This is a genomic window from Jatrophihabitans endophyticus (assembly GCF_900129455.1).
Taxonomy (GTDB): Bacteria; Actinomycetota; Actinomycetes; order Mycobacteriales; family Jatrophihabitantaceae; genus Jatrophihabitans; species Jatrophihabitans endophyticus.
This window is the reverse complement of sequence record NZ_FQVU01000004.1, coordinates 128,161-149,119: the sequence shown is the minus strand read 5'-3', so window position 1 is coordinate 149,119 and position 20,959 is coordinate 128,161. Positions and strand designations below refer to the sequence as shown.

Annotated in this window: 16 protein-coding genes; 8 read left to right on the top strand and 8 right to left on the bottom strand. The window is 73.4% G+C overall.

Features of this window, described 5'->3' with window-relative positions; genetic code table 11:
- Nucleotides 1-18: 18 nt before the first annotated feature.
- The gene (gene ctaD / locus BUE29_RS15255) at nt 19-1,803 is read right to left on the bottom strand and encodes an aa3-type cytochrome oxidase subunit I (RefSeq protein ID WP_073391306.1); all 1,785 of its coding nucleotides are present in this window, start codon (nt 1,801-1,803) and stop codon (nt 19-21) included.
- Between the two features lie 424 nt (nt 1,804-2,227).
- Here ctaD and BUE29_RS15250 point away from each other — a divergent pair, with 424 nt between their 5' ends.
- The 4 genes from BUE29_RS15250 to BUE29_RS15235 are packed head-to-tail and all read left to right on the top strand — an operon-like array spanning nt 2,228 to nt 10,376.
- Nucleotides 2,228-5,677 carry a fibronectin type III domain-containing protein gene (locus tag BUE29_RS15250; RefSeq protein WP_073391305.1) on the top strand — a complete coding sequence of 1,150 codons (3,450 nt, stop codon included), beginning with the start codon at nt 2,228-2,230 and terminating at the stop codon, nt 5,675-5,677.
- A 58-nt stretch (nt 5,678-5,735) separates the two neighbouring features.
- Nucleotides 5,736-6,707 (top strand): AAA family ATPase, encoded by a 972-nt coding sequence (locus BUE29_RS15245; protein ID WP_073391304.1) that lies wholly within the window; start codon nt 5,736-5,738, stop codon nt 6,705-6,707.
- 31 nt (nt 6,708-6,738) lie between these two features.
- Nucleotides 6,739-7,878: a DUF58 domain-containing protein gene (locus tag BUE29_RS15240; RefSeq protein ID WP_073391303.1), complete on the top strand. Its 1,140-nt coding sequence runs from the start codon at nt 6,739-6,741 to the stop codon at nt 7,876-7,878.
- Entirely contained in the window at nt 7,875-10,376 is a 2,502-nt protein-coding gene (locus BUE29_RS15235; RefSeq protein WP_073391302.1) for a transglutaminase-like domain-containing protein, read from the top strand. Before BUE29_RS15240 ends, BUE29_RS15235 begins: the two co-directional genes overlap by 4 nt.
- A 40-nt stretch (nt 10,377-10,416) precedes the next feature.
- Here the strand turns inward: BUE29_RS15235 and BUE29_RS23440 are convergent, their stop codons facing one another.
- Complete coding sequence (locus BUE29_RS23440; protein WP_143168201.1) at nt 10,417-12,372, bottom strand: serine/threonine-protein kinase; 1,956 nt, start codon at nt 12,370-12,372, stop codon at nt 10,417-10,419.
- 92 nt (nt 12,373-12,464) lie between these two features.
- On the opposite strand from BUE29_RS23440, the gene BUE29_RS15225 reads away from it, so the two are divergent.
- A complete protein-coding gene (locus BUE29_RS15225; protein ID WP_073391300.1) occupies nt 12,465-12,836 on the top strand; it encodes a DoxX family protein in 372 nt (123 codons plus the stop codon).
- An 81-nt stretch (nt 12,837-12,917) separates the two neighbouring features.
- On the opposite strand, the gene BUE29_RS15220 is transcribed toward BUE29_RS15225, so the two are convergent.
- Entirely contained in the window at nt 12,918-14,201 is a 1,284-nt protein-coding gene (locus BUE29_RS15220) for an MFS transporter (protein WP_073391299.1), read from the bottom strand.
- Nucleotides 14,201-14,647 (bottom strand): MarR family winged helix-turn-helix transcriptional regulator, encoded by a 447-nt coding sequence (locus BUE29_RS15215; protein WP_073391298.1) that lies wholly within the window; start codon nt 14,645-14,647, stop codon nt 14,201-14,203. Before BUE29_RS15215 ends, BUE29_RS15220 begins: the two co-directional genes overlap by 1 nt.
- A 77-nt stretch (nt 14,648-14,724) precedes the next feature.
- Between BUE29_RS15215 and BUE29_RS15210 the strand changes: the two genes are divergently transcribed.
- A complete protein-coding gene (locus BUE29_RS15210; protein ID WP_084181198.1) occupies nt 14,725-16,902 on the top strand; it encodes a thiamine pyrophosphate-dependent enzyme in 2,178 nt (725 codons plus the stop codon).
- 24 nt (nt 16,903-16,926) lie between these two features.
- On the opposite strand, the gene BUE29_RS15205 is transcribed toward BUE29_RS15210, so the two are convergent.
- The 4 genes from BUE29_RS15205 to BUE29_RS22080 all read right to left on the bottom strand — a co-directional run bounded on the left by BUE29_RS15205 (nt 16,927) and on the right by BUE29_RS22080 (nt 18,762).
- Entirely contained in the window at nt 16,927-17,532 is a 606-nt protein-coding gene (locus BUE29_RS15205) for a dihydrofolate reductase family protein (protein WP_073391297.1), read from the bottom strand.
- Between the two features lie 119 nt (nt 17,533-17,651).
- Nucleotides 17,652-17,849 carry a hypothetical protein gene (locus BUE29_RS15200; RefSeq protein ID WP_073391296.1) on the bottom strand — a complete coding sequence of 66 codons (198 nt, stop codon included), beginning with the start codon at nt 17,847-17,849 and terminating at the stop codon, nt 17,652-17,654.
- A 155-nt stretch (nt 17,850-18,004) separates the two neighbouring features.
- Entirely contained in the window at nt 18,005-18,241 is a 237-nt protein-coding gene (locus BUE29_RS15195; protein WP_073391295.1) for a hypothetical protein, read from the bottom strand.
- A gap of 26 nt (nt 18,242-18,267) precedes the next feature.
- The gene (locus BUE29_RS22080) at nt 18,268-18,762 is read right to left on the bottom strand and encodes a MarR family winged helix-turn-helix transcriptional regulator (RefSeq protein ID WP_234971481.1); all 495 of its coding nucleotides are present in this window, start codon (nt 18,760-18,762) and stop codon (nt 18,268-18,270) included.
- A gap of 148 nt (nt 18,763-18,910) precedes the next feature.
- On the opposite strand from BUE29_RS22080, the gene BUE29_RS15185 reads away from it, so the two are divergent.
- Both BUE29_RS15185 and BUE29_RS15180 read left to right on the top strand, forming a co-directional pair.
- Nucleotides 18,911-20,401: an MFS transporter gene (locus tag BUE29_RS15185; RefSeq protein ID WP_073391294.1), complete on the top strand. Its 1,491-nt coding sequence runs from the start codon at nt 18,911-18,913 to the stop codon at nt 20,399-20,401.
- A 34-nt stretch (nt 20,402-20,435) separates the two neighbouring features.
- On the top strand, nt 20,436-20,891 hold the full coding sequence (locus BUE29_RS15180; RefSeq protein WP_073391293.1) for a hypothetical protein: 456 nt from the start codon (nt 20,436-20,438) through the stop codon (nt 20,889-20,891).
- Nucleotides 20,892-20,959 lie beyond the last annotated feature (68 nt).

Sequence of the window (20,959 nt, the reverse complement as noted above, 5' to 3'; positions counted from 1 at the left end):
ACGAGCCGACGGCGCGGCTCAGCCGCCCGGCGTCGGGTCCTTCTGGCCCTGACGGCCGTCGGCGACCGCCGGCTGCGGGTTCTTGTGCCGGCGTCCGCCCGCGTGTGCCTCGGCCTCCAGCCGTTCGAGCAGGTGCGGGTAGTGCGCCTCGAAGGCGGGCCGCTCGGAACGGATGCGCGGGATGGAGGTGAAGTTGTGCCGCGGCGGCGGGCTCGATGTCGCCCACTCCAGCGAGTTGCCGTGACCCCACGGGTCGTCGGCGGTCGTGATCTCGCCGTAGCGGTAGGAGCGGTAGACGTTGTAGAGGAACGGCAGCAGCGAGGCACCGAGCACGAACGAGCCGATCGTGGAGAACGTGTTCAGGCCGGTGAAGCCGTCGGTGGGCAGGTAGTCCACGTAGCGGCGCGGCATGCCCTCGGCACCTAGCCAGTGCTGGACGAGGAACGTCATGTGGAAGCCCACGAATGTCAGCCAGAAGTGGAACTTGCCGAGCCGCTCGTCCAGGTAGCGTCCGGTGAACTTCGGGAACCAGAAGTAGATCCCGGCGTATACCGCGAACACGATCGTGCCGAAGAGCACGTAGTGGAAGTGGGCGATGACGAAGTAGCTGTCGGCGACATGGAAGTCGATGGGCGGGCTGGCCAGCAGCACCCCGGTGAGGCCGCCGAAGAGGAACGTGACGAGGAAGCCGACGGAGAAGAGCATCGGCGACTCGAACGTGACCGCGCCGCGCCACATGGACCCGATCCAGTTGAAGAACTTGATGCCCGTCGGGACGGCGATCAGGAACGTCATGACCGAGAAGAACGGCAGCAGCACCGCGCCGGTGGTGAACATGTGGTGCGCCCACACCGTCAGCGAGAGCGCGGCGATCGACAGCGTCGCCAGCACCATGCCCTTGTAGCCGAACAGCGGCTTGCGGCTGAAGACCGGGATGATCTCGGTGATGATGCCGAAGAACGGCAGCGCGATGATGTAGACCTCGGGGTGGCCGAAGAACCAGAACAGATGCTGCCACAGGATGGCACCGCCGTTGTTCGCCTCGAACACCTGCGAGCCCATGTGCCGGTCCACGTACAGGACGAGCAGCGCGGCCGTGAGGATCGGGAACGCGAGCAGGATCAGCAGGCTCGTGACGAGGATGTTCCAGGTGAAGATGGGCATCCGGAACATCGTCATGCCGGGCGCCCGCAGCGTGATCACGGTGGTGACCATGTTGACGCCGCCAAGGATGGTGCCGAGGCCGGAGATGCCCAGACCGAGGATCCAGAGGTCGGCACCGGCACCGGGCGAGTTCACGGCGTTCGTCAGCGGCGAGTAGGCGTACCAGCCGAAGTCGGCGGCGCCGTTCGGGGTGAAGAAGCCCGCGGACGCGGTGATCGCGCCGAACAGGTACAGCCAGTAGGAGAAGGCGTTGAGCCGCGGGAAGGCGACGTCGGGCGAACCGATCTGCAGCGGCAGCACCAGGTTGGCGAACGCGAACAGGATCGGCGTCGCGAAGAACAGCAGCATGATCGTGCCGTGCATCGTGAACAGCTGGTTGTACTGCTCCTGCGACAGCAGCTGCCGGCCCGGCCGGGCCAGCTCGATGCGCATCAGCAGCGCCATCACGCCGCCGACGGCGAAGAAGAAGATCGAGGTGACGAGGTACATGCGCCCGATGACCTTGGGGTCGGTCGTGCGCAGGTAGTAGCTGAGCGCCGAGCCCTTCGTCGTGGCGCGGGTAGGGAACGGGCGGGCGACGATCGGGGTCGGGCCGATGGCGTCGGCTCCGGCCGGGGTCGGCTCGGCGGTGGTGGTCACACGGTCCCCTTGCTGTGCTGCGTGCCTGGTTCGGTGCCTGGTTCGTGCTCGGTCGTGCGCTCGCGGTGCAACCGCTCGGCCGCTGCTCGACGCACTCCACCACGTCGGTCGCGCACGTCCACCGAAGAATAGTCCCGCACCGCGGCACGAGGGCCGGGGGGTGGCCGCGATCCGCACGCGAACCGGCGGGCCCCGGGGGGCGCGCGGCGACGTCCGCCGCGTGGTTCGGGAGCCCGTCCGCGGGCGCGCGGTCGCGATCTCGTCCCGATTTGGACGGGTGAGGTGAAATCTTCGTTTCCTCGACTACTCTCTTAACCGCGGCCCCACGTCATGCCGGTGACGTGTCGCGGCCGCCGCCGCAGTGCCCGCACGGCGGGTGCCCCGAGGTGCAGTGACGGCGGTGACGGGAGAGCGAGGAGGCTCGATGGTGGGAGCGCGATGGCGCGACGCCGCGGCGTTCTCGACCGCTCCCGGGTCGGGCTCGCGGCGCACCGACGGGTCGCTCGCCGCTCGCCCGTCCCGACGCCAGGCCGTCGCCCTGCTGGCCGCCCTCGCCGTCGTCTGCGGCAGCGTCGCCGCGGTCTCCTACCTCGTCGAGCCCGACGACGCCCGTTCCTTCGACCTGTTCGGCGGGTCGGTGCTGCTCGCCGACGCGGTCGCACCGGTGTCGGTGGACCTCGCCTCGGGCCGGCCCACCGTGCGCCTGGTGGACGCCAGCGCGCAGGTCGGCGCGCAGCGCGCCGAGGACGTCGCCGTCGAGCCGATGGCCGACGGCGCCCTGCTGCTGGACAAGCAGACCGGCGAGTTCAACATCGTCGACTCGACCGGCTTCGTGCTCAAGAAGGACGGCGGTGTGCCGCTGCCGCGACGCGCCGGCGCCACGGGCGCGAGCGCCGTCGCCGCCCGCGACTTCGCCTACGTGCAGCGCACGGGACCGACCGGAACGTCGGTCTACCTGGTCGGCGCGACGACCGTGCAGGGCGCGGCGAGTGGCGCCACCGCCCGACCGCGCGCGTTCCTCTCGCTGCCCGATCAGGTCAGCAGCGCCCCGGGCACGGCCGCCACGGCCGGCAACGACCTGTGGGTGCTGGCCGGCACCGGCTCGACCCGTACGTTGCGGCACCTGTCGCTGCCCGCGGACAGCGCCACCGGCGCGCGGCTGCGCTCGCAGCGGGCCGCGACCGTCGACGGCCCGGCCGCGGTCGCCTCGCTCGACGAGTTCACCGGCGTCGCGAACGCCACCACCGACGTCAAGACCACCGGCACCGTCGACAGCCCGGTCGCCGTCGCCGCCCGCGACCACATCACCGTCTTCTGGGGCGACGGGCAGCAGCGCACCGCCCGGTACGCGGCGCCGGCCGGCGTCGACACCGTGCTCGCGGCCACCAACGCCTCGTCGCGCATCGCGTTCCTGCTGCACGGCAGCAGGGGATGGAGCGTCGTCTCGGTCGCGCCGGACGGCACGGGCCTGCGCGGCCCGACGCCGCTCGGCAACGTCCCGGCCGGCGCGCGGCTGGTGACGCCCGCCGTCAGCGGCGGGTCGCTGTACACCCTCGGCGCCGCGTCCGGCGGCCTCTGGCGCATCGGCCTCGACGGGAGCGCCGAGCGCCTGCCCGGCCTGGCCTCCTACCCCGTCGCCCGCCAGGACGGTCGCGCCGTCGAGGCCGCGGGCTTCGGCGACGCGTACGTCGTGGCACGCGGGCCGCGGGTCATCGTCAACTCCCCCAACCACCAGCTCGCGGTCGGCGTCTTCACCGACGGCAGCCGGCGGCCGGTGCGCATCGACAAGAGCGCCGCGGTGACGATCTCCAGCGGGGGCGGCGCCGAGGCGTTGACCCGCAGCCGCAACGACGACGTGCCGACACCGCAGCCCGGCCGGTCGACCGCCGCGCCGAAGCCGGTCGCGCCGGTCACCAACCTCGTCGACTGCTCGACGACGTCGCAGAAGCCGCACATCCCGGCCTTCACCACCTCCACCCCCGGTTCCCGCTCGGTCGCGCTGGCGTGGACGTATCCCATCACCGACCGCACCGACTGTGTCCCGAGGACGTATGTCGTCACCGTGCGATCGCTGCGGGCCGGCGCGCCGCAACCGCCGTCGCGCGTGACGGTGGACGGCCAGCAGAGCGTGAACCTCGCCGGGCTGTTCCCCTCGACGCTGTACGAGCTGACCGTCACGGCCTACATCAACGGCAAGGGGACGTCGTCCGCCCCGATCCGCGTCACCACCGGTCCCGAGGGCCCGGCCGCACCGCGCACCGTCACCGCGCGGGCCGACAGCTCCGGCAACTGGAGCATCGGCTGGCGTTCCTGCGGCACGGTGTCGGCCGGCTGCGTCCCGAGCGCGTCGTGGCGGGTCGTCCCGCAGTTCTGCGACGGCCTCGGGCTCTCGACCGCCCCGGCGGCGATCGACGCCCCGGCCGACCCGACCACGACGGTGCAACCCGCCGCGGTCCTGCGCGGCGGCAGCGCGCTGCTCGGCCGCGGCCTGCGCTTCCAGGTCGAGGGCATCGGCACCGACGGCACCGTCGGCACCCCCTCGGCCAGCACCGGCTGCGTCACCAGCTGGGCGCCGCCGCGCGCCGGCGACCTGCGCCTCACCGCCAGCAAGCCGGCCGACGCCGCGGTCGGCGCCACCAGCTCGACGACGGTGAGCCTGAGCCTGGGCAGCGACCCGATCGCCGCCGTCGGCGGTGTCGGCGCCAAGGTCACCTTCACGCTGAGCGGCGGCGGGAGCGACCAGACCTACACCACCGTCGTCAGCGGACGGGCGTCGACGCTCACCCACACCTTCGCCGACGCGAAGCCCGGCGTCACCTACACCGCGAAGGCGACGGTGAGCCCGCCCGGGCACCCGGCCGCCGCGGTGTCGGTCACCGCGGACGGCGTGACCGCCCGCGCCACCTGGCCGACCCCGTCGGTCTCGGCGTCGTGCCCGCGCTCGTCGTCACTCGACCTCACCTGCACCCTTGCCGTAACGCTGGGTGGGTTCCCGACGAACGGCGAGACGTTCGCGCTGGCCGACGGCAGCGTGCTGCGCTGCGGCGAGGCCACGCTGCGGCTGACCGACGGCAGCTTCGACAGCGGCTCGCTCACGGCCACCGTCAAGGGTGTGTCGCAGCTGCAGAACTACTACGGCAGCTGCACCGTCACCGCCGGTGTCGTCGAGACGTCCGGGGGGACGCTGCTCTACGGCGGCGTTCCGTCGCCACTCAAGACCGTCGACGTCTCGCTCGGCGCGCCGGCGTCGCTCGACCTCGCCGCCGGCGACTTCGCCGCCGCCTGGCCGGACTCCGGCTCCAGCGCCCGCGTGAACTACACCGGCAGCGCCAACCTCGACGCGCTCACCACCGGCTGGGCGCTCACGCTGCACGCCCCCGACGGCAGCGTCTGCGGCACGTCGAACAGCGAGCCGAACCCGACGACCGTCTCGGCCGGCGACTGCGTGCAGCCCTACGGCGACCAGAGCGGCTGGTACGTCTCGCTGACCTACCGCAACACCACCGACGGCGGCGGGCACTCGGTCGACAGGATCCCGCTGAGCGGTGGGCCGCCGAGCTACCAGCCGTGCACCGTCGCGGCGAGCGACGTGACCGCCACCTGGGGTGCGACGATCGCCGACGGCGTGACCGTCGGCGCCACCGGCTCGCTCGCCGGGTGCACCGGCTGGAGATACGAGCTGCTCGCCCCGGACGGCACGTCCTGCGGCACGACGACCGGATCGCCCGCGGACTCGCCCGCGCCGAACATCACGCTGACCTGCGGCACCGCCCCCAGCAGCGGTGACTGGTCGGTCGCCGTCTCGTGGAACAACCCGAACGGCACCAGCGGCGACGCGAAGCCCACCGTGACCGGGGATCCCCCCACGTCGTAGTCGCGGGCGGCAGACTCAGTCCGTTCCCCCACCCACCGAATCCTCCAGGAGGCCAGCCGTGACCGGTCCCGCCGACGGCTTCGCCCGCGTCGCTCACGGGGTCGACCGGCTCTGCCAGAACATCGGCCACGTCCTGCAGGGCAAGCCGGACGTCGTCCGCAACGCCGTGATCTGCCTGCTCGCCGAGGGGCACCTGCTGCTCGAGGACGTCCCCGGCACCGGCAAGACCTCGCTGGCCCGCGCGCTCGCGTCGTCCATCTCGCTGTCGTGGCACCGCATCCAGTTCACGCCCGACCTGCTGCCCTCGGACGTCACCGGCGTCTCGGTGTGGAACCAGGCGACGCAGCGCTTCGAGTTCAAGCCCGGCCCGGTCTTCGCCAACGTGGTGCTCGCCGACGAGATCAACCGCGCCTCGCCCAAGACGCAGTCGGCGCTGCTCGAGGTGATGGAGGAGGGCACGCTCACCGCCGACGGCATCGGCTACGAGATGCCGCGGCCGTTCATGGTGGTGGCGACGCAGAACCCGATCGACATGGAGGGCACCTACGTCCTGCCCGAGGCCCAGCTCGACCGCTTCCTGATGAAGGTGTCCGTCGGGTACCCGAGCGCCGAGGCCGAGGCCGAGATCCTGCGCACCCAGAAGTCGGGCTCGACGGTCGCGCAGCTCTCGCCGGTTCTCAGCGACGCCGACGTCCGCTCGATGATCGACGTCGTCCGCGACGTCGACGTCGCGCCCGCGCTGGAGCAGTACATCGTCGGCGTGGCCACGGCGACCCGCACGATGTCCGAGCTGCGGCTCGGGGTCTCGCCGCGCGGCAGCCTCGCCCTGCTCCGCGCGGCACGCGCGTGCGCCGCGGCGACGGGACGCAGCTACGTCATCCCCGAGGACGTCAAGGCGATGGCGCCGGTCGTGCTGTCGCACCGCGTGATCCTGCAGCCCGACGCCGAGCTGCAGGGCCGCACCGGCACCGAGCTCGTCGCCCGGGCGGTGCAGTCGGTCCAGGTGCCGCGCGCGGTCGCGGCAAGCTGAGCGACGTCGTGAACCGGCGGGACCGCACACCGTGACGCCCTACGGCATCGCCGCGCTCGTCGCGGGCGTCGCGTCGCTGGTGCTCGGTCTGGTGCTGGACTGGCTGGCCTTCGACCTGCTCGGCCTGGGGCTGCTCGCCGCCGTGCTGCTCGGCCTCGCGACCGTCGTCCGGCCCACCCCGCTGTCGATCGGGCGCGAGATCCAGCCGCCGCGGGTCCCCAAGGGCTCACCGGCCATCGCGTTCCTCACCTTCGCCAACCGCAGCCGCCGCAGCCACCCCGTCGCCGTCGCGACCCAGCCGTTCGGCTCGCAGCGGGTGCGCACGGTGATCCCGCGCCTGCGCGGCGGCGAGAGCGGCACCCGGGCCTACCGGCTGCCCACCACGCGGCGCGGCATCTTCGACGTCCCGCCGCTCGAGCTCACCCGCCGCGACCCGTTCGAGCTGTTCCGGCTCTCCCGCCACCACGCCGGGACCGAGCGCATCTGGGTGTACCCGCGCGTGCTGGGGCTGCGCCAGCTGCCGGTCGGCCGTACCCGTCACCTCGAGGGGCCGTCCTCGGACTCCTCGCCCCAGGGCAACGTCACCTTCCACCGGCTGCGCGAGTACGCCGAGGGCGACGACGTACGGCTCGTGCACTGGCGCTCGTCCGCCCGTGCGGGACGGCTGCTCGTGCGCCACAACGTCGACACCTCGCAGCCCTACACCGTCGTGGTGTTCGACCAGCGGCCCCGGCTCTACACCGAGGAGTCGTTCGAGGAGGCCGTCGACGTCGCCGCGTCGGTGGTCGTCGCCGCGGCGACCGACCGCGCGCCGGTCGAGCTGCGCCTCACCGACGGCACCGTCGTCGGCGGCCCGTGGCTGCGTGACCCCACCGAGCTCGTCGACGAGCTGACCGGGCTCTCCGCCGACGCCGACGGGTCGCTGCAGACGGTGCTGACGGCGCTGCGCCAGACCCGCGGCGGGACCTCGCTCGTCGTCGTCACCGGCGCCCTGGACGCGGCCGGCCTGCCGTACCTCGCCGGGCTGCGGCGGCGCTTCGAGCGCATCGTCCTCGTCTCGCTCGACCCCGAGCAGCGCGGCGACGGGCCGGTGCCGCACGGCGTGCGCGTGCTCGTGGCCAAGGACGCCGACGAGGCGGCCGCTGCCTGGAACCTGCAGGTGACGGCGTGAACACGCGGTTGCGCCGGTCCCTGCCGCTACTCGTGCTGCCCCTGGCCCTCGTCCTGTGCGTGCTCGCGAGCGCGCCCTGGCTGCGCGCGTTCCCCGCCGACGTCATGGCGGTGCCGCTCGTCGGCACGGCGCTGATCAGCGTGCTGCTCCCCGTCGTCGTCGTCGCGATCGGCGTCCGCACGCTGTGGTTGACCGCGCTCGTCGACCTCGCCGGGTTCGTGTTCTTCACGACGCTCGTGACGCTGCGCGAGCCGTTCGGCTTCTCCTCGCTGTGGGACGGGCTGGTGCACGGCCCGTCGCAGATCCTCACCTTCGCGCTGCCCCTGGTCAGCCCGCGGACGTTGCTGGTCGCCCCGATCGCGCTGTGCTGGCTGTGCGGCGCGATCATCGGCGAGTGCCTCGGTCGAGGCTGGCCGACGCTCGTGCCGTCGGCGACCGCCCTGGTGACGTTCGGCCTCGCGTACGCGGCGACGACGCGCGCGATCACCGACGCCGACGACGGCCGGTGCTACGACACGCTGCTCGCCGGTGCACTGCTGGCGACGCTGCTGGTGCTGCGCGCCGTCCAGGCGTGGCTCGACCAGGACGCGAGCACCAGCGCGGCGAACGCCGTCGCGCAGGGTCAGCAGGCGCCGCGCTCGGCACCGAGCCTCACCGGGCTGCCGGTCGCGACCGATCGGGTGGTGCTGCCGCTGCGCACGCTCGCCGCCGGCGCGGGCGTCGCCGTCGCGGTCGCGGCGGTCGCGGCACTGGTCGTGCAGAGCAGTGCGTTCTCGGGGTCGCCGGCCTCGGCCGAGCGGCTGCCCCCCGTCGAGCGCAGCGGCCCGCTGACCCCGGTCGCCTTCGTCGCGGGACTGCGGCCCACCGATCCGCGGGCGCGGGCGCACCGGCTCTTCGGCGTCTCGTTCGAAGAGACCGCGTCGCGGTACGTCGCGATCGCCGACACCGACGTGTACGACGGCGACGCCTGGGCCTTCGAGCGCGAGTTCCGGCCGTCCGGTGGCGTCGTCCCCGCCGACACCGACCCGAGCCTGCGACCGAAGGGCGGCTCGGTCGCCCAGCGCTACACGATCGACGCCGGCCCGCTCGCCGGCGCGCCGTGGCTGCCCTTCCAGTACCGGCCGCAGGACGTCAGCGGCGTCCCGATCGCCACCGAGCCCACCAGCGGCATGATCGTGCCCGGCGAGCCACTGCGGGCCGGGCAGAGCTACACCGTCATGTCGGCCACGCCGCGCGGCAGTTTCGAGAGCCTGCCGCGCTCGGCGACACCGGGGACGTCCGCCCCACCGGCGGACACCGCCCTGCCGCCGTCCGTCCGCCGCTCGTTGGGCACCGTGCTGACCTCGCTGCAGAACGAGACGAAGACGCGGGGCGCGTCGGCGGTGACGTTCCTGCGGGCGCTCGTACGCGACCTGCGCACCCACTACTCGCTCTCGGGCGGCCCGGCGAGCACGGCACCCTCGGCCGGGACGTCGGCCACGGCGCCGGCGTCGACCACGCCGGCACCGACCCGCTCGACGAGCACCAACCCGAGCACGGGCGGTACCGCGTTCGCCGGCGTGCTCGCCTCGATCCTCGGACCGACCCGCTCCGCGACGCCCGAGCAGTACGCGACGCTGGTGACGTTGCTGGCGCGCGCCCAGGGGGTGCCGGCCCGGCTCGTGTCCGGCTTCCGCCTCGGCTCGGGCACGGGCGACACCGTGCCCGCCGGCACCTACGACGTCACCGACAAGCAGGCCTGGACGTGGGTGGAGATCCCCATCGCCGGGCGCGGGTGGGTCGTGCTGGACGCGACCCCCTCGACCTACTCCAACCAGCGCCCGGCGCCGAGCGTGAGCGCTCGGCCGACCCCGTCGCCGAGCCCGTCGTCCACGCCGAACGCGCTCGCCACCCAGGCGCCGTCGGACAACGGCAACGCGGTCGCCCCGCGCAGCGACGTCCCGGGCTCGCGCGGCCCGTCGGCCGGGTGGTGGCTGATCGCCGTGGTGGTGGTCGCGGTACTGCTGCTGCTCGTGCCCGTCGCGCTGCTGCTGCGCAAGCAACTGCGGCTGCGACGACGCCGCCGCGGCGCGCCGCGCGAGCAGGTGATCGGCGCGTGGCAGGAGACGCTCGACGTCCTCGCCGAGTCGGGGTTGGGCGACGCGACGAGCTTCACCAGCGCCGAGGTCGGCGAGGCGACCGCGCGCCGGTTCGACGGCGAGACCGCGGCGCGCACCCGGGCCGTCGGCGACGCCGCCAACCGCGCCATCTTCGACCCCGCCTCGACGGTGGGCGTCGCGGAGGCCGACGCCGCCTGGCGCGAGCACGCCGACCTGCGCCGTCGGGTACGTCACGCCCAGACGCTGCGCCAGCGCGTCGGCTCGGGCCTGCGCTACCACCGGGTCCGGACGGGCGCTGCGGTGGCGGGCCCCGCGTCGTGGGCGGAGTCGATGGCGCAGCGGCGGGAGTCGCGGCGCCGGCCGCGACGGACGCGACGCGGGCGGCACCGCCGGCACTGACACGGCGCGAGGCCGGCGTCGGGGTCGGGGTCGGGGTCGGCTACAGCCGCACGCCGGACTGCGCGCGCTGCCGGTAGGCCTCGAGCAGGGCCTGCATGTAGCGCAGGTCGGCCATCGAGCGGCGGGTGGCGGGCAGCTCGACCGGCCCGGTGCGGGTGAGCGCGACGAGGTGACCACCGCTGCCCTGCGCCCCGACGCCCTCGTGACGGGTCTCGAACCCGGTGACGTCCGCCCACGCGATCTCGCTGCGACGCAGCCACGAGCGCAGCACGAGCCGCTGCTCGTCCACCTGCAAAGACGCCGAGCCGGCTCGGATGGTGACGCGCCGCCGCAGTGCGGCGGGGTCGAGGGCGAGGTCGGGATGCGTGGCCGCTGCGACCGGCAGCGGAGTCGCGACCGGCGGTGGAGTCGCGGCGGGCGGCGGGAACGCCCGCGACCCGTCGAGGGACGAGCGGAACACCGTCTCCTGCGTGCCCGGCGTGGGTGCCGGGGCGACGGCGAGGTGGCGCAACGAGCTGCGCGACACCGTCTCCTCCGCGGCCGGTTGCCGGGTGGACGGCTCGTCGGTCGGCGGCGCCGCGTGCCGCGCCGTCGCCGGTGCGGCCAGCGCCGAGCGACGCACCGTCTGCTCGGCGGCCGGCACGCCGGGGCTGTGCGCGGCGGACGGGGGTCCCGGCTCGGGGGTGGGCTCGGGCGTGGGCTCCACGGGCGGCGGCTCCGGCGTGGGGGTCGGCACGACCGGCTCCGGCGTCGGCACGACCGGCTCCGGCGTCGGCACGACCGGCTCCGGCGTCGGCACGACCGGCTCCGGCGTCGGCACGACCGGCTCCGGCGTCGGTACGACCGGCTCCGGCGTCGGTACCGCCGGCGGCTCGCCGGGCGGCGGCACCACGGGCGGCACCCCCGGCGGCGGCGCCGCGGGCGGCACACCCGGCAGCGTCGAGCGCCGCACCGTCACCTCGGCCGGCGGGGGCGTCGGCTCGGGAGCGGCGTCACCCGCGTGCTGGGTGAGCGTCGGCGCCGACCAGTCGGCCGTGCTCACGGGGACGACCGGGGCGGGCTGCGGCGGCAGGCCGTCGGGCAGCGAGGCGAAGCTGCGCGCGTCCGCGGGATCGGCGGCGGCACCCACCACGGCGACGGTGCGCGGCCAGCCGTAGGCGGCCTCGACCTCGGTCAGCGCGCTCGCGAACTCCGCTGCGCTGGCCGGTCGCTGCTCGGGCCGCTTGGCCATCGCGCGGATCAGCAGGTCCGACAGCGCCGTCGGCGCGCGGTTCTCGGCGAGCGGACGCACGGGGTCGCGCAGGATGCGCAGGATCACCGACGCCGGCGCCTCCCCCTCGAACGCCCGGAACGCCGACCAGCCGGCGACGAGCTGGTACATCGTCGAGGCCAGCTCGTAGACGTCGGTGGCAGGGCCGGCCGGGCCGCCTTCGAGCAGTTCCGGCGCGACGTGCAGCGTCGTGAAGTCGAACAGGCCGTTCGTCAGCTGGGTGGACGACTGCAACCGCGCCACGCCGAAGTCCGCGAGTGCGGGCTCGCCGAAGCGGGTGACGAGGATGTTCTGCGGCTTGACGTCGCGGTGCAGGACGCCGGCGCGGTGAGCGGTCTCGAGCGCGCCGGCGATCTTGCCGCCCAGCGCGACGACGTCGCGCACCGGCAGGCCGTAGCCCGGCCGGTGGCGGTCGCCGACGGAGCCGTCGCAGAGCTCGAGCACGAGCACCGGACGGTTGTCGGGCGTCCGCATCGTCCGGAGCAGGGTGACGATGTTCGGGTGCGCGCTCAGCGCGCCCAGCACCGCGGCCTCGCGCTCGAACGTCTCGAGCGTCTGCGGGGAGGCGTCGCGCACGGCGAGCAGCTTGAGCGCGACCTGGCGATCGGTGGCGGTCTCGCGGGCCGAGTACACGGTGGCGATCGCCCCCGCGCCGACCTCGGTGACATCGGCGAAACCCGGGAAGAGGTCGTGGTGGGCAGCCTGGGACCGGCGCGTTCGCGCCACGGCCGTCACCTCCCCTGCGTCATCCTTGCGAGCGTAGCAACGCGGGCCGTCCTGCCCCGGCGGGTTCGTCCGGATCGTGAGAAGCTGGCGACGTGGACGTCACCCGCACCCGCGCGACCGCGTTGGCCGGCCTGCTCGCCGGTGCCGGTGCCACCCATTTCGCCGTGCCGGGCATCTTCGACGCGATGATCCCCGACGCCCTGCCCGGAACAGCCCGCACCTGGACGATCGGCTCGGGCGCGCTCGAGTTGAGCGTCGGCGCCGCCGTCCTCGTGCCGGCCACCCGACGCTGGGGAGCGCTCGCCGCGGCGGCGCTCTTCGTCGGCGTCCTGCCCGGCAACGTCAAGATGGCCCTGGACGCCCGGCGCAGCGACTCCCCCGCCTACCGCACCGGCACGCTGCTGCGGCTGCCGCTGCAGGCCCCGCTCATCGTCTGGGCCTGGCGCGTCTACCGCGACGCCTGATCGCCGCCCCGCGATCTTCAGGCACCACGACCTCGAACGCTCGCGTCGCCTGAAGATCCACCCGTCGAGGGCCCGTCCGGCTCAGTCGGTGTTGCCGATCCCGGCGCCGACGCGGTCGGCCTCGACGCGCTCGGCGGTGTCGAGGTCGTCGAGCTCGGGCTGCGGCGTCTCGCCCCGGTCGGCCGCGGCGAGCGCGCGGTGCACGGTGGCGAGGACGATCGCGGCGAGCAGGACGGTGCCGGCACCCAACAGGAACGGCACGTGCGTGTTGAACGCGGTGACGAGCTTGGCGGCGAAGAACGGCGCGAGACCGCCGCCGATGAAGCGGACGAAACCGTAGGTCGCCGAGGCGACGGGCCGCTCGACCGGCGCGATGCTCATGACCGCGGTGGTGACGAGCGTGTTGTTCACGCCGATGAAGATGCCGGCGACGATGACGGCCACGATGATGACCGTCGGCCGGTCCGACCAGATGCCGATGACGGCGAGGTCCGCGGCCATGAGCACGAAGTTGCCGTAGAGCGTGCGGGCCGTGCCGAAGCGCGCCTTGAGCCACGGCGCGCCCCACACCGCGAACGCGGCGACGAGGATGCCCCACCCGCAGAAGACGAGGCCCAGCTGCTGCGGCGAGAGGTCACCCATCAGGAACGGCGAGTAGCCGAGCAGGGTGAAGAAGCCCCAGTTGTAGAGCAGGCCGACGACGCTGGTGGTCGCGAGGCTGCGGTGCCGCAGCGCGCGGATCGGCTCGGTGATCCGCTCGCGGCGCGCAGGTGTCGGCTGGGTCGGCAGCAGGAACACGGTCGCGACGAGCGCGATCGCCATGAGGACGGAGACGCCGAAGAACGGGCCGCGCCAGCTGATCGAGCCGAGCTCGCCGCCGACCAGCGGGCCGAGCGCGATGCCGATGCCGAGGGCGGTCTCGTAGAGGATGATCGCGCCGGCGAACCCGCCCGACGCCGAGCCGACGATGACGGCCAGCGAGGTGGCGATGAACAGCGCGTTGCCGAGACCCCAGCCGGCCCGGAAGCCGACGATGCCGTCGATCGAGCCGGATGCCCCGGCCGCGGCGGCGAAGATGACGATCAGGACGAGACCCGCGATGAGCGTGCGCTTGGCGCCGAGCCGGCTCGACACCCACCCGGTCACCAGCATCGCCACCGCGGTGACGACGAGGTAGCTCGTGAAGAGCAGCGAGATCTGGTCGGTCGTGGCGCCGAGCTGCTCGCGCAGCGACGGCAGGATCGGGTCGACCAGCCCGATGCCCATGAAGGAGATGACGCAGGCGAACGCCACCGCCCAGACCGCCTTGGGCTGGCGGAACGGGCTGCCGGTCGCAGCGCTGTCGTGGTGTGCGTGGGCACTCATCAGTCGGTCTTCCTCGATTCCTCGTTGCCGGTGGCCACCAGCCGCTCGATGGCGGGCAGGGCGGCGGTGAGCAGGGTCCGGTCGGTGTCGCTGAGCTCGGCGAGCCGGGCGCGCAGCACCTCGGCGCGGGCGGCTTCGCGCCGCGTCAGGACGTCCTCGCCGGCGGCGGTGATCCGGACGAGGGTGGCGCGCCGGTCGGTGGGGTCGGGCAGTCGCTCGGCGTGCCCGGCGTCGGACAGCCGGTTGACCAGGATCGTCACCCCCGGCTGGGTCATGGCCTCACGAGCGGCGAGTTCCGACACGCGCAGCGGCCCCTCCCGACGGAGCCGGTCCAGGGCGGTGAGCGTGGTCGAGCTGACCTCGGTCGGCGTCTGCCGTCGGAGCCAGATCGTGAGGCGCTCGATGCCCGCCGCGAGCGCGCGGACGTCCGTCAGTCGCAAGCTCATAAAGCGATTATATAACTCGCTTATGTATCTCGCCACCCGATCCGACCGCCTCCTCGCCGCGGGCGGACTCGGCGGGCATGATCGGCGGGGTGACGACGACCGGCTCCACCCCGCACGACGAGCTCGACCGCCGCGTCCACGCGCAGCTCGACGCGATCGGGTCGGGGGCCGACACGTCGTCGGTCGACCGCGGCACGCTCGACCTCTTCGACGCGATGGCGGCGAGCCGGCTGCTCGACATCCACGCGCGGCGCATGCGCGAGACCGGCCGCGGGTTCTACACGATCGGGTCGGCGGGTCACGAGTCCAACGCGTACGTCGCCGCGGCGCTGCGGCCCACCGACCCCGCCCTGCTGCACTACCGCTCGGGCGGCTTCTTCCTCGCCCGCGCGCTGCAGGCCGGCCGGACGTTGGACGACGCCGTCCGGGCCGTCCTGCTCAGCATGCTGGCGAGCACGGCCGACCCCGCCTCCGGCGGCCGGCACAAGGTGTGGGGTGACGAGTCGCTGGCGGTGATCCCGCAGACGTCCACCATCGCCTCGCACCTCCCCCGCGCGCTCGGGGTCGCGCTGTCGCTCGCGCGCGCGAAGCGGATCGGCGTCGAGAACCGCTGGCCCCTCGACGCCGTCGTCCTCTGCTCGTTCGGCGACGCCAGCCTGAACCACTCGACGGCGGCCGGTGCCCTCAACGCGGCCGGTTACTGCGTCACGCAGGGGCTGCCGCTGCCGCTGCTGTTCGTCTGCGAGGACAACGGCATCGGCATCTCGGTGCCGACGCCGCGTGGCTGGGTCGAGCAGGCGGCGCAGCGTCCGGGCATCCGTTACGTGCGGGCGGACGGCGACGACCCCGACGGCGCGCTCGACGCGGCGCGCGAGGCGGCCGAGACCGTGCGGCGCACCCGCCGCCCCGCGCTGCTGCACCTGCGCACCGTGCGCTACCTCGCCCACGCCGGCACCGACGTCGAGACCGCCTACCGCGTGGGCTCCGCCATCGACGCCGAGCGCGAGCGCGACCCGCTCGTCGCGTTCGGCCGCCGATTGGACGTCGTCGGCCTCGGCGAGCGTTACGCCGGGATCGCGAAGCGCATCGAGGCCATCGCCGAGGAGCTGGCCGACACCCCCACCCTCGACTCGGCCGCGGCCGCCATGGCACCGCTGGCCCCGGCGGCGACCCGCACGACGATCCCCCCGGCGTCCCACGAGACGCGGGTCGCGACGTTCGGCGGCCGGCTGCCCGAGGACGCCGGCCCGATGACACTGGCGCAGAACATCAACGCGGCGCTGACCGACGCCATGGCTGCACGCAAGGACGTGCTCGTGTTCGGTGAGGACGTCGGCCGCAAGGGCGGTGTGTACGGGCTTACGCGCGGACTTGCGCAAAAGTTCGGCAGTCCCCGCGTCTTCGACACCCTGCTGGACGAGCAGTCGATCCTCGGCTTCGCGCTCGGGCTGGGGCTGAGCGGGATGCTGCCCGTCCCCGAGATCCAGTACCTCGCCTACCTGCACAACGCCGAGGACCAGCTGCGTGGCGAGGCCGGGTCACTGCGCTTCTTCTCCGGCGGCGCGTACACGAACCCGATGGTCGTGCGCGTCGCCGGCCTCGCGTACCAGAAGGGCTTCGGCGGGCACTTCCACAACGACAACGCCGTCGGCGTACTGCGCGACGTCCCCGGCCTCACGGTCGCCGTCCCGTCCCGGCCGGACGACGCCGGTCCGATGCTGCGCGCCTGCCTGGCGGCCGCGGCCGAGAACGGTCGCGTCAGCGTGTTCCTCGAGCCGATCGCGCTGTACCACGAGAAGGACCTGCACGAGCCCGGCGACCGCGGCTGGCTCGCTCGCTACTCCCCGACCGACGTCGCGCCGATCGGGACGCCGCGCCTGCACGGCGACGGGCACGACCTCACGATCGTGACCTTCGGCAACGGCGTCCGAATGAGCCTGCGCGTGGCCGCGCGGCTCGCGCGCGAAGGTCACGGCGTCCGCGTGCTCGACCTGCGCTGGCTCGCTCCGCTTCCCATGGCCGAGGTCGTGCGCGCCGCCGAGAGCACCAGACGCGTCCTCGTCGTCGACGAGACCCGGGCGTCCGGCGGCGTCGGCGAAGGCGTCGTCGCCGGACTCGTCGACGCCGGTCACCGCGGCCCGATCGCCCGCGTCGCGAGCCGCGACAGTTACATCCCGCTCGGCGACGCCGCCAACCTCGTCCTGCTCGGCGAGCCCGAGATCGAGACCGCCGCCCGCACGCTGCTCGCCCGCTGACGCGTCCGCGCCGTCGTGGCGGGCTCAGCCGGTACGGCGGTAGCGGACGTGGGTGGTGAGCGGCGAGTGCAGCACCTCCACCGGCTCGAAGTCGAAGGACTCGCCGCCGTCGAAGATGCGCTCCCCCGACCCGAGCAGCACGGGCGCGATGTCGAGGGTGAGCTCGTCGACCACCCCGGCCCGCAACGCCTGCCGGACGGTCGACGCCCCACCCGCGATGTCCACGCCGCCGTCACCGGCGGCCTCGACCGCGGCGGCGTAGGCGGCGTCGAACCCGGTGGTGACGAAGTGGAACGTCGTCCCGCCGGCGAGCTCGATCGGGTCGTGCCCGTGGTGGGTCAGCACGAACACCGGCACGTGGTACGGCGGCTCGTCGCCCCACCAGCCGGTCCAGTCCTCGTCCCACTCGCCCCGGACCGGGCCGAACATGTTGCGCCCCATGACGTACGCGCCCCGCGGCCGCATGAGCCAGCCGGCCGCGACCTGGTCGGCCTCGGTCGCCCGGGGGTCGCCGATGTGCCAGCCGTGCAACTCCTGCCCCCGCTTGCCCAGCGGGTTGTCGCGGCTCTGCTCCGGCCCGGCCACGAAACCGTCCAGCGAGATCGACATGTGACACGTCGTGTCCGACACGCGGACCTCCCGACTGATCGTGACGTGTGGTGGACGCGGACGCTAGCAGGTACGGCCGCCGACCGACCCGTGACCAAGAGCGGGTAGCGGTCGCCGGGGCGGCCACAACCCCCTCTTGATCATGCGCACCGGGGCGGGTGCGGTGTAGGGAGCCATCCGTCGTAGCGGCCGCGCTCAACGAGCAACCGGCACAGCTCGTCGTGCCAGGCGATCAACTGCGTGCCGAACCCCATGACCAGCAGGACCGCCGGGTCGTCCGGGCTCCCCACCGTGTCGTAGGCGATCTGGACGTCCGGGGAGACGCGGGCGACGGGCACCCCGTGACTCTGTCAGAGCGACGCAGCCTGACGCGATCACGTTGCGCATCGAGCGAGTGACACATGATCGAGAGCGGCTTGTGGTCGCTATAGCGACCACAAGCCGCTCTTGATCAACGCGACGTCGGGGAAGGACGCCCCACGTCGATGTCGCGTCAGCGCGCGGTCAGCACGCCCCGTCGCGACCGCGAGGACATCAGCGCGCGGTCGGAACGGTCGGCGAGCACCGACAGCACGCTCGCGAACGAGCCGACCGAGAAGGCCGAGAACGCCGAGCCCACGGAGCCGATCGACGCGAAGGAGCCGACGGACCCGATCGAGAGCACCGAGCCCTTCGAGCCGATGCAGAGGAACGAGTCCTGCGAGCGGATCGACCACCGTGACGACGACATGGCCCGATCCTGCCGTACCGGCGGGCTCAGGTCACCGGTTGCGCGGCGGTCTGCCGGTCGGCGATGCGGCCCAGCAGCTCGAGCAGCAGGGCCCGCTGCTCGGGCTCGATGCCGTCGAGAGCGTCGGACTCGGCACGATCGCGCGCGACGGCGAACTTCGCGTACGCCTTGCGCCCGGCCGGGGTGATGCGCGGGATGCGCACGCGGCGGTCGGTCGGGCTCACCGTGCGCACGATCAGCTCGAGGCGTTCGAGGCGGTCGAGGACGGCAATCAGCGTCGTCTTGTCGATGCAGACCATCCGGCTCAGCTCGAGCTGCGTGCGGTCGGCGTCGTCGGAGAGCACGGCGAGGATGAACCAGTCGCGCACGTCGCTGAGCCCCATCGCCACGGCGGCACGGTCGAGGTCGACGGTCATCCGGTCGGCGGCGGCATGCAACAGCATCATCAGGTCCGCCGGACGGCCCCCGCTGCAGAACATGGGCAGCGCGTCGGCCGACGCAGCAGCGGAACGGGTGCCCATATCGCGCATGATACGACCCGAACCTAGATAGGTCAAAGTCGGACCACTTGCAATCGGATCGTCTTGACTCGGACGATCGGACTTCGTAGCGTCTCCTCCGGCCCCACGTCTGCGGGCCGTCCCGATCGTCGGAAGAAGACCAGACATCATGAGTTCCGTAGCCCGCGACCCGTACGTCGCGAAGGACCCGCGCCGCTGGCTGGCGCTGACCGTCATCGCCGTCGCCCAACTGATCGTCGTGCTGGACGCCAGCATCGTGAACATCGCGCTGCCGTCGGCGCAGCACGCCCTCCACATCTCCGACGCCAACCGGCAGTGGGTCGTCACCGCCTACGCGCTCGCGTTCGGTGGCCTGCTGCTCATCGGCGGCCGCATCGCCGACTTCATCGGCCGCAAGCGCGCCTTCGTCATCGGCCTCGTCGGCTTCGGCATCGCCTCGGCGATCGGCGGCATCGCCCAGAACCAGGGCGAGCTGTTCGCCGCCCGCGCACTGCAGGGGACGTTCGCCGCACTGATGGCACCGGCGGCCCTGTCGCTGATCACCGTCACCTTCACCGAGCCACGCGAACGCGCCAAGGCCTTCGGCGTCTATGGCGGCATCTCCGGCGGCGGCGCCGCCCTCGGCCTGATCCTCGGTGGCGTGCTCACCGAGTACGCGTCCTGGCGTTGGACGCTGCTGGTCAACACCCCGATCGCCATCGCGACCGCCATCGCCGGCTTCCTCGTCGTCCACGAGAGCCGCGCCGAGGGCAAGCCGCGCTACGACATTCCCGGCGTCGTGACGAGCACGCTCGGCCTGCTCGCCCTCGTCTACGGGTTCACCAAGGCCAACGAGAGCGGCTGGTCGGCCACCAGCACGATCGTGCTGCTCGCCGCGGCCGTGGTGCTGCTGCTCGCGTTCGTCGTGATCGAGAGCCGCACCGCCGAGCCGCTGTTGCCGCCCCGCGTCTTCACCGAACGCAACCGCGCCGGAGCGTTCCTCGTCTCGCTGCTGATCGGCCTGTCGCTCTTCGGCATGTTCCTGTTCCTCGTCTACTACATGCAGGGGACGCTGCAGTACAGCGCGCTCAAGTCCGGACTCGCGTTCCTGCCCTTCAGCGCGGGCATCGTCGTGGCGGCCGGGCTCGCGAGCAATCTGCTCCCCCGCATCGGCCCGCGTCCGCTCATGGCCGGCGGCACCGCCGCCGCAGCGATCGGCATGGTGCTCTTCACCCAGCTGAAGGTCGACTCGGGCTTCGCCTCCCACGTGCTGCCGGCGGAGATCGTCATGAGCCTCGGCATGGGCTTCGCCTTCGTGGCGCTGTCGAGCACCGCGCTCATCGGCGTCGACCACCGGGACGCGGGCGTGGCCAGCGCGCTGGTCAACACGACGCAGCAGGTCGGCGGCTCGCTGGGCACCGCGTTGCTCAACACCATCGCCGCGACCGCCACCACGCACTACATCGCCGACCACGGCGCGAAGGCCGCCCCCGCCGGCCTCGTCCACGGCTACACGGTCGCGTTCACGTGGGGGCTGGGCGCGCTCGTCCTGGCCACCGTGCTGGCGCTGGTGCTCGTCACCGCCCATCGCTCGCCGACCGCGGACGCGAGCGGCGAGACCGAACTCGAGCACGCCGCGGAGCTGGGGTCGCTCGTCTGACCCGATGTCGGCCGTAGCGCATACGGTCGCGCACATGACACCGCCCGACGGCCCCGACCCGGTACTCGCCCGGGTCGGGGCCGCGGTCGTCGCCGACCCGGCGCGGGCGCGCGAGCTGCTCGACGAGCTGTGGGCCGACATCGGGGCCGACACCGGCGATCCGTTGCACCGCTGCGCCGTCGCGCACGCGCTGGCCGACGTGCAGGACGACGTCGCGCAGGAGTTGCGCTGGGACGAACGCGCGCTGGCCGCGGCCGGCGAGGTCACCGACGAGCGCGTGACGGCGAGCGGGATGGCGGCCTCGGCCGCCGCGCTGTACCCGTCCCTGCACCTCAACGTCGGCGAGTGCCACCGCCGGCTCGGCAACCGCGCGCGGGCCGCCGAGCACGCCCGCCTCGGGCTCGCCGCCACCGCGTCGCTCGGCGACGACGGATACGCCCGGCTCGTCCGCGACGGGCTCGACCGGTTGGCCCGACGGGTGGGCAACTGACACGTCGCCCGGACGTACCGCGCGAATACCGATCGGGTCACGGACGGCCGACACGACACCCCCGGTGC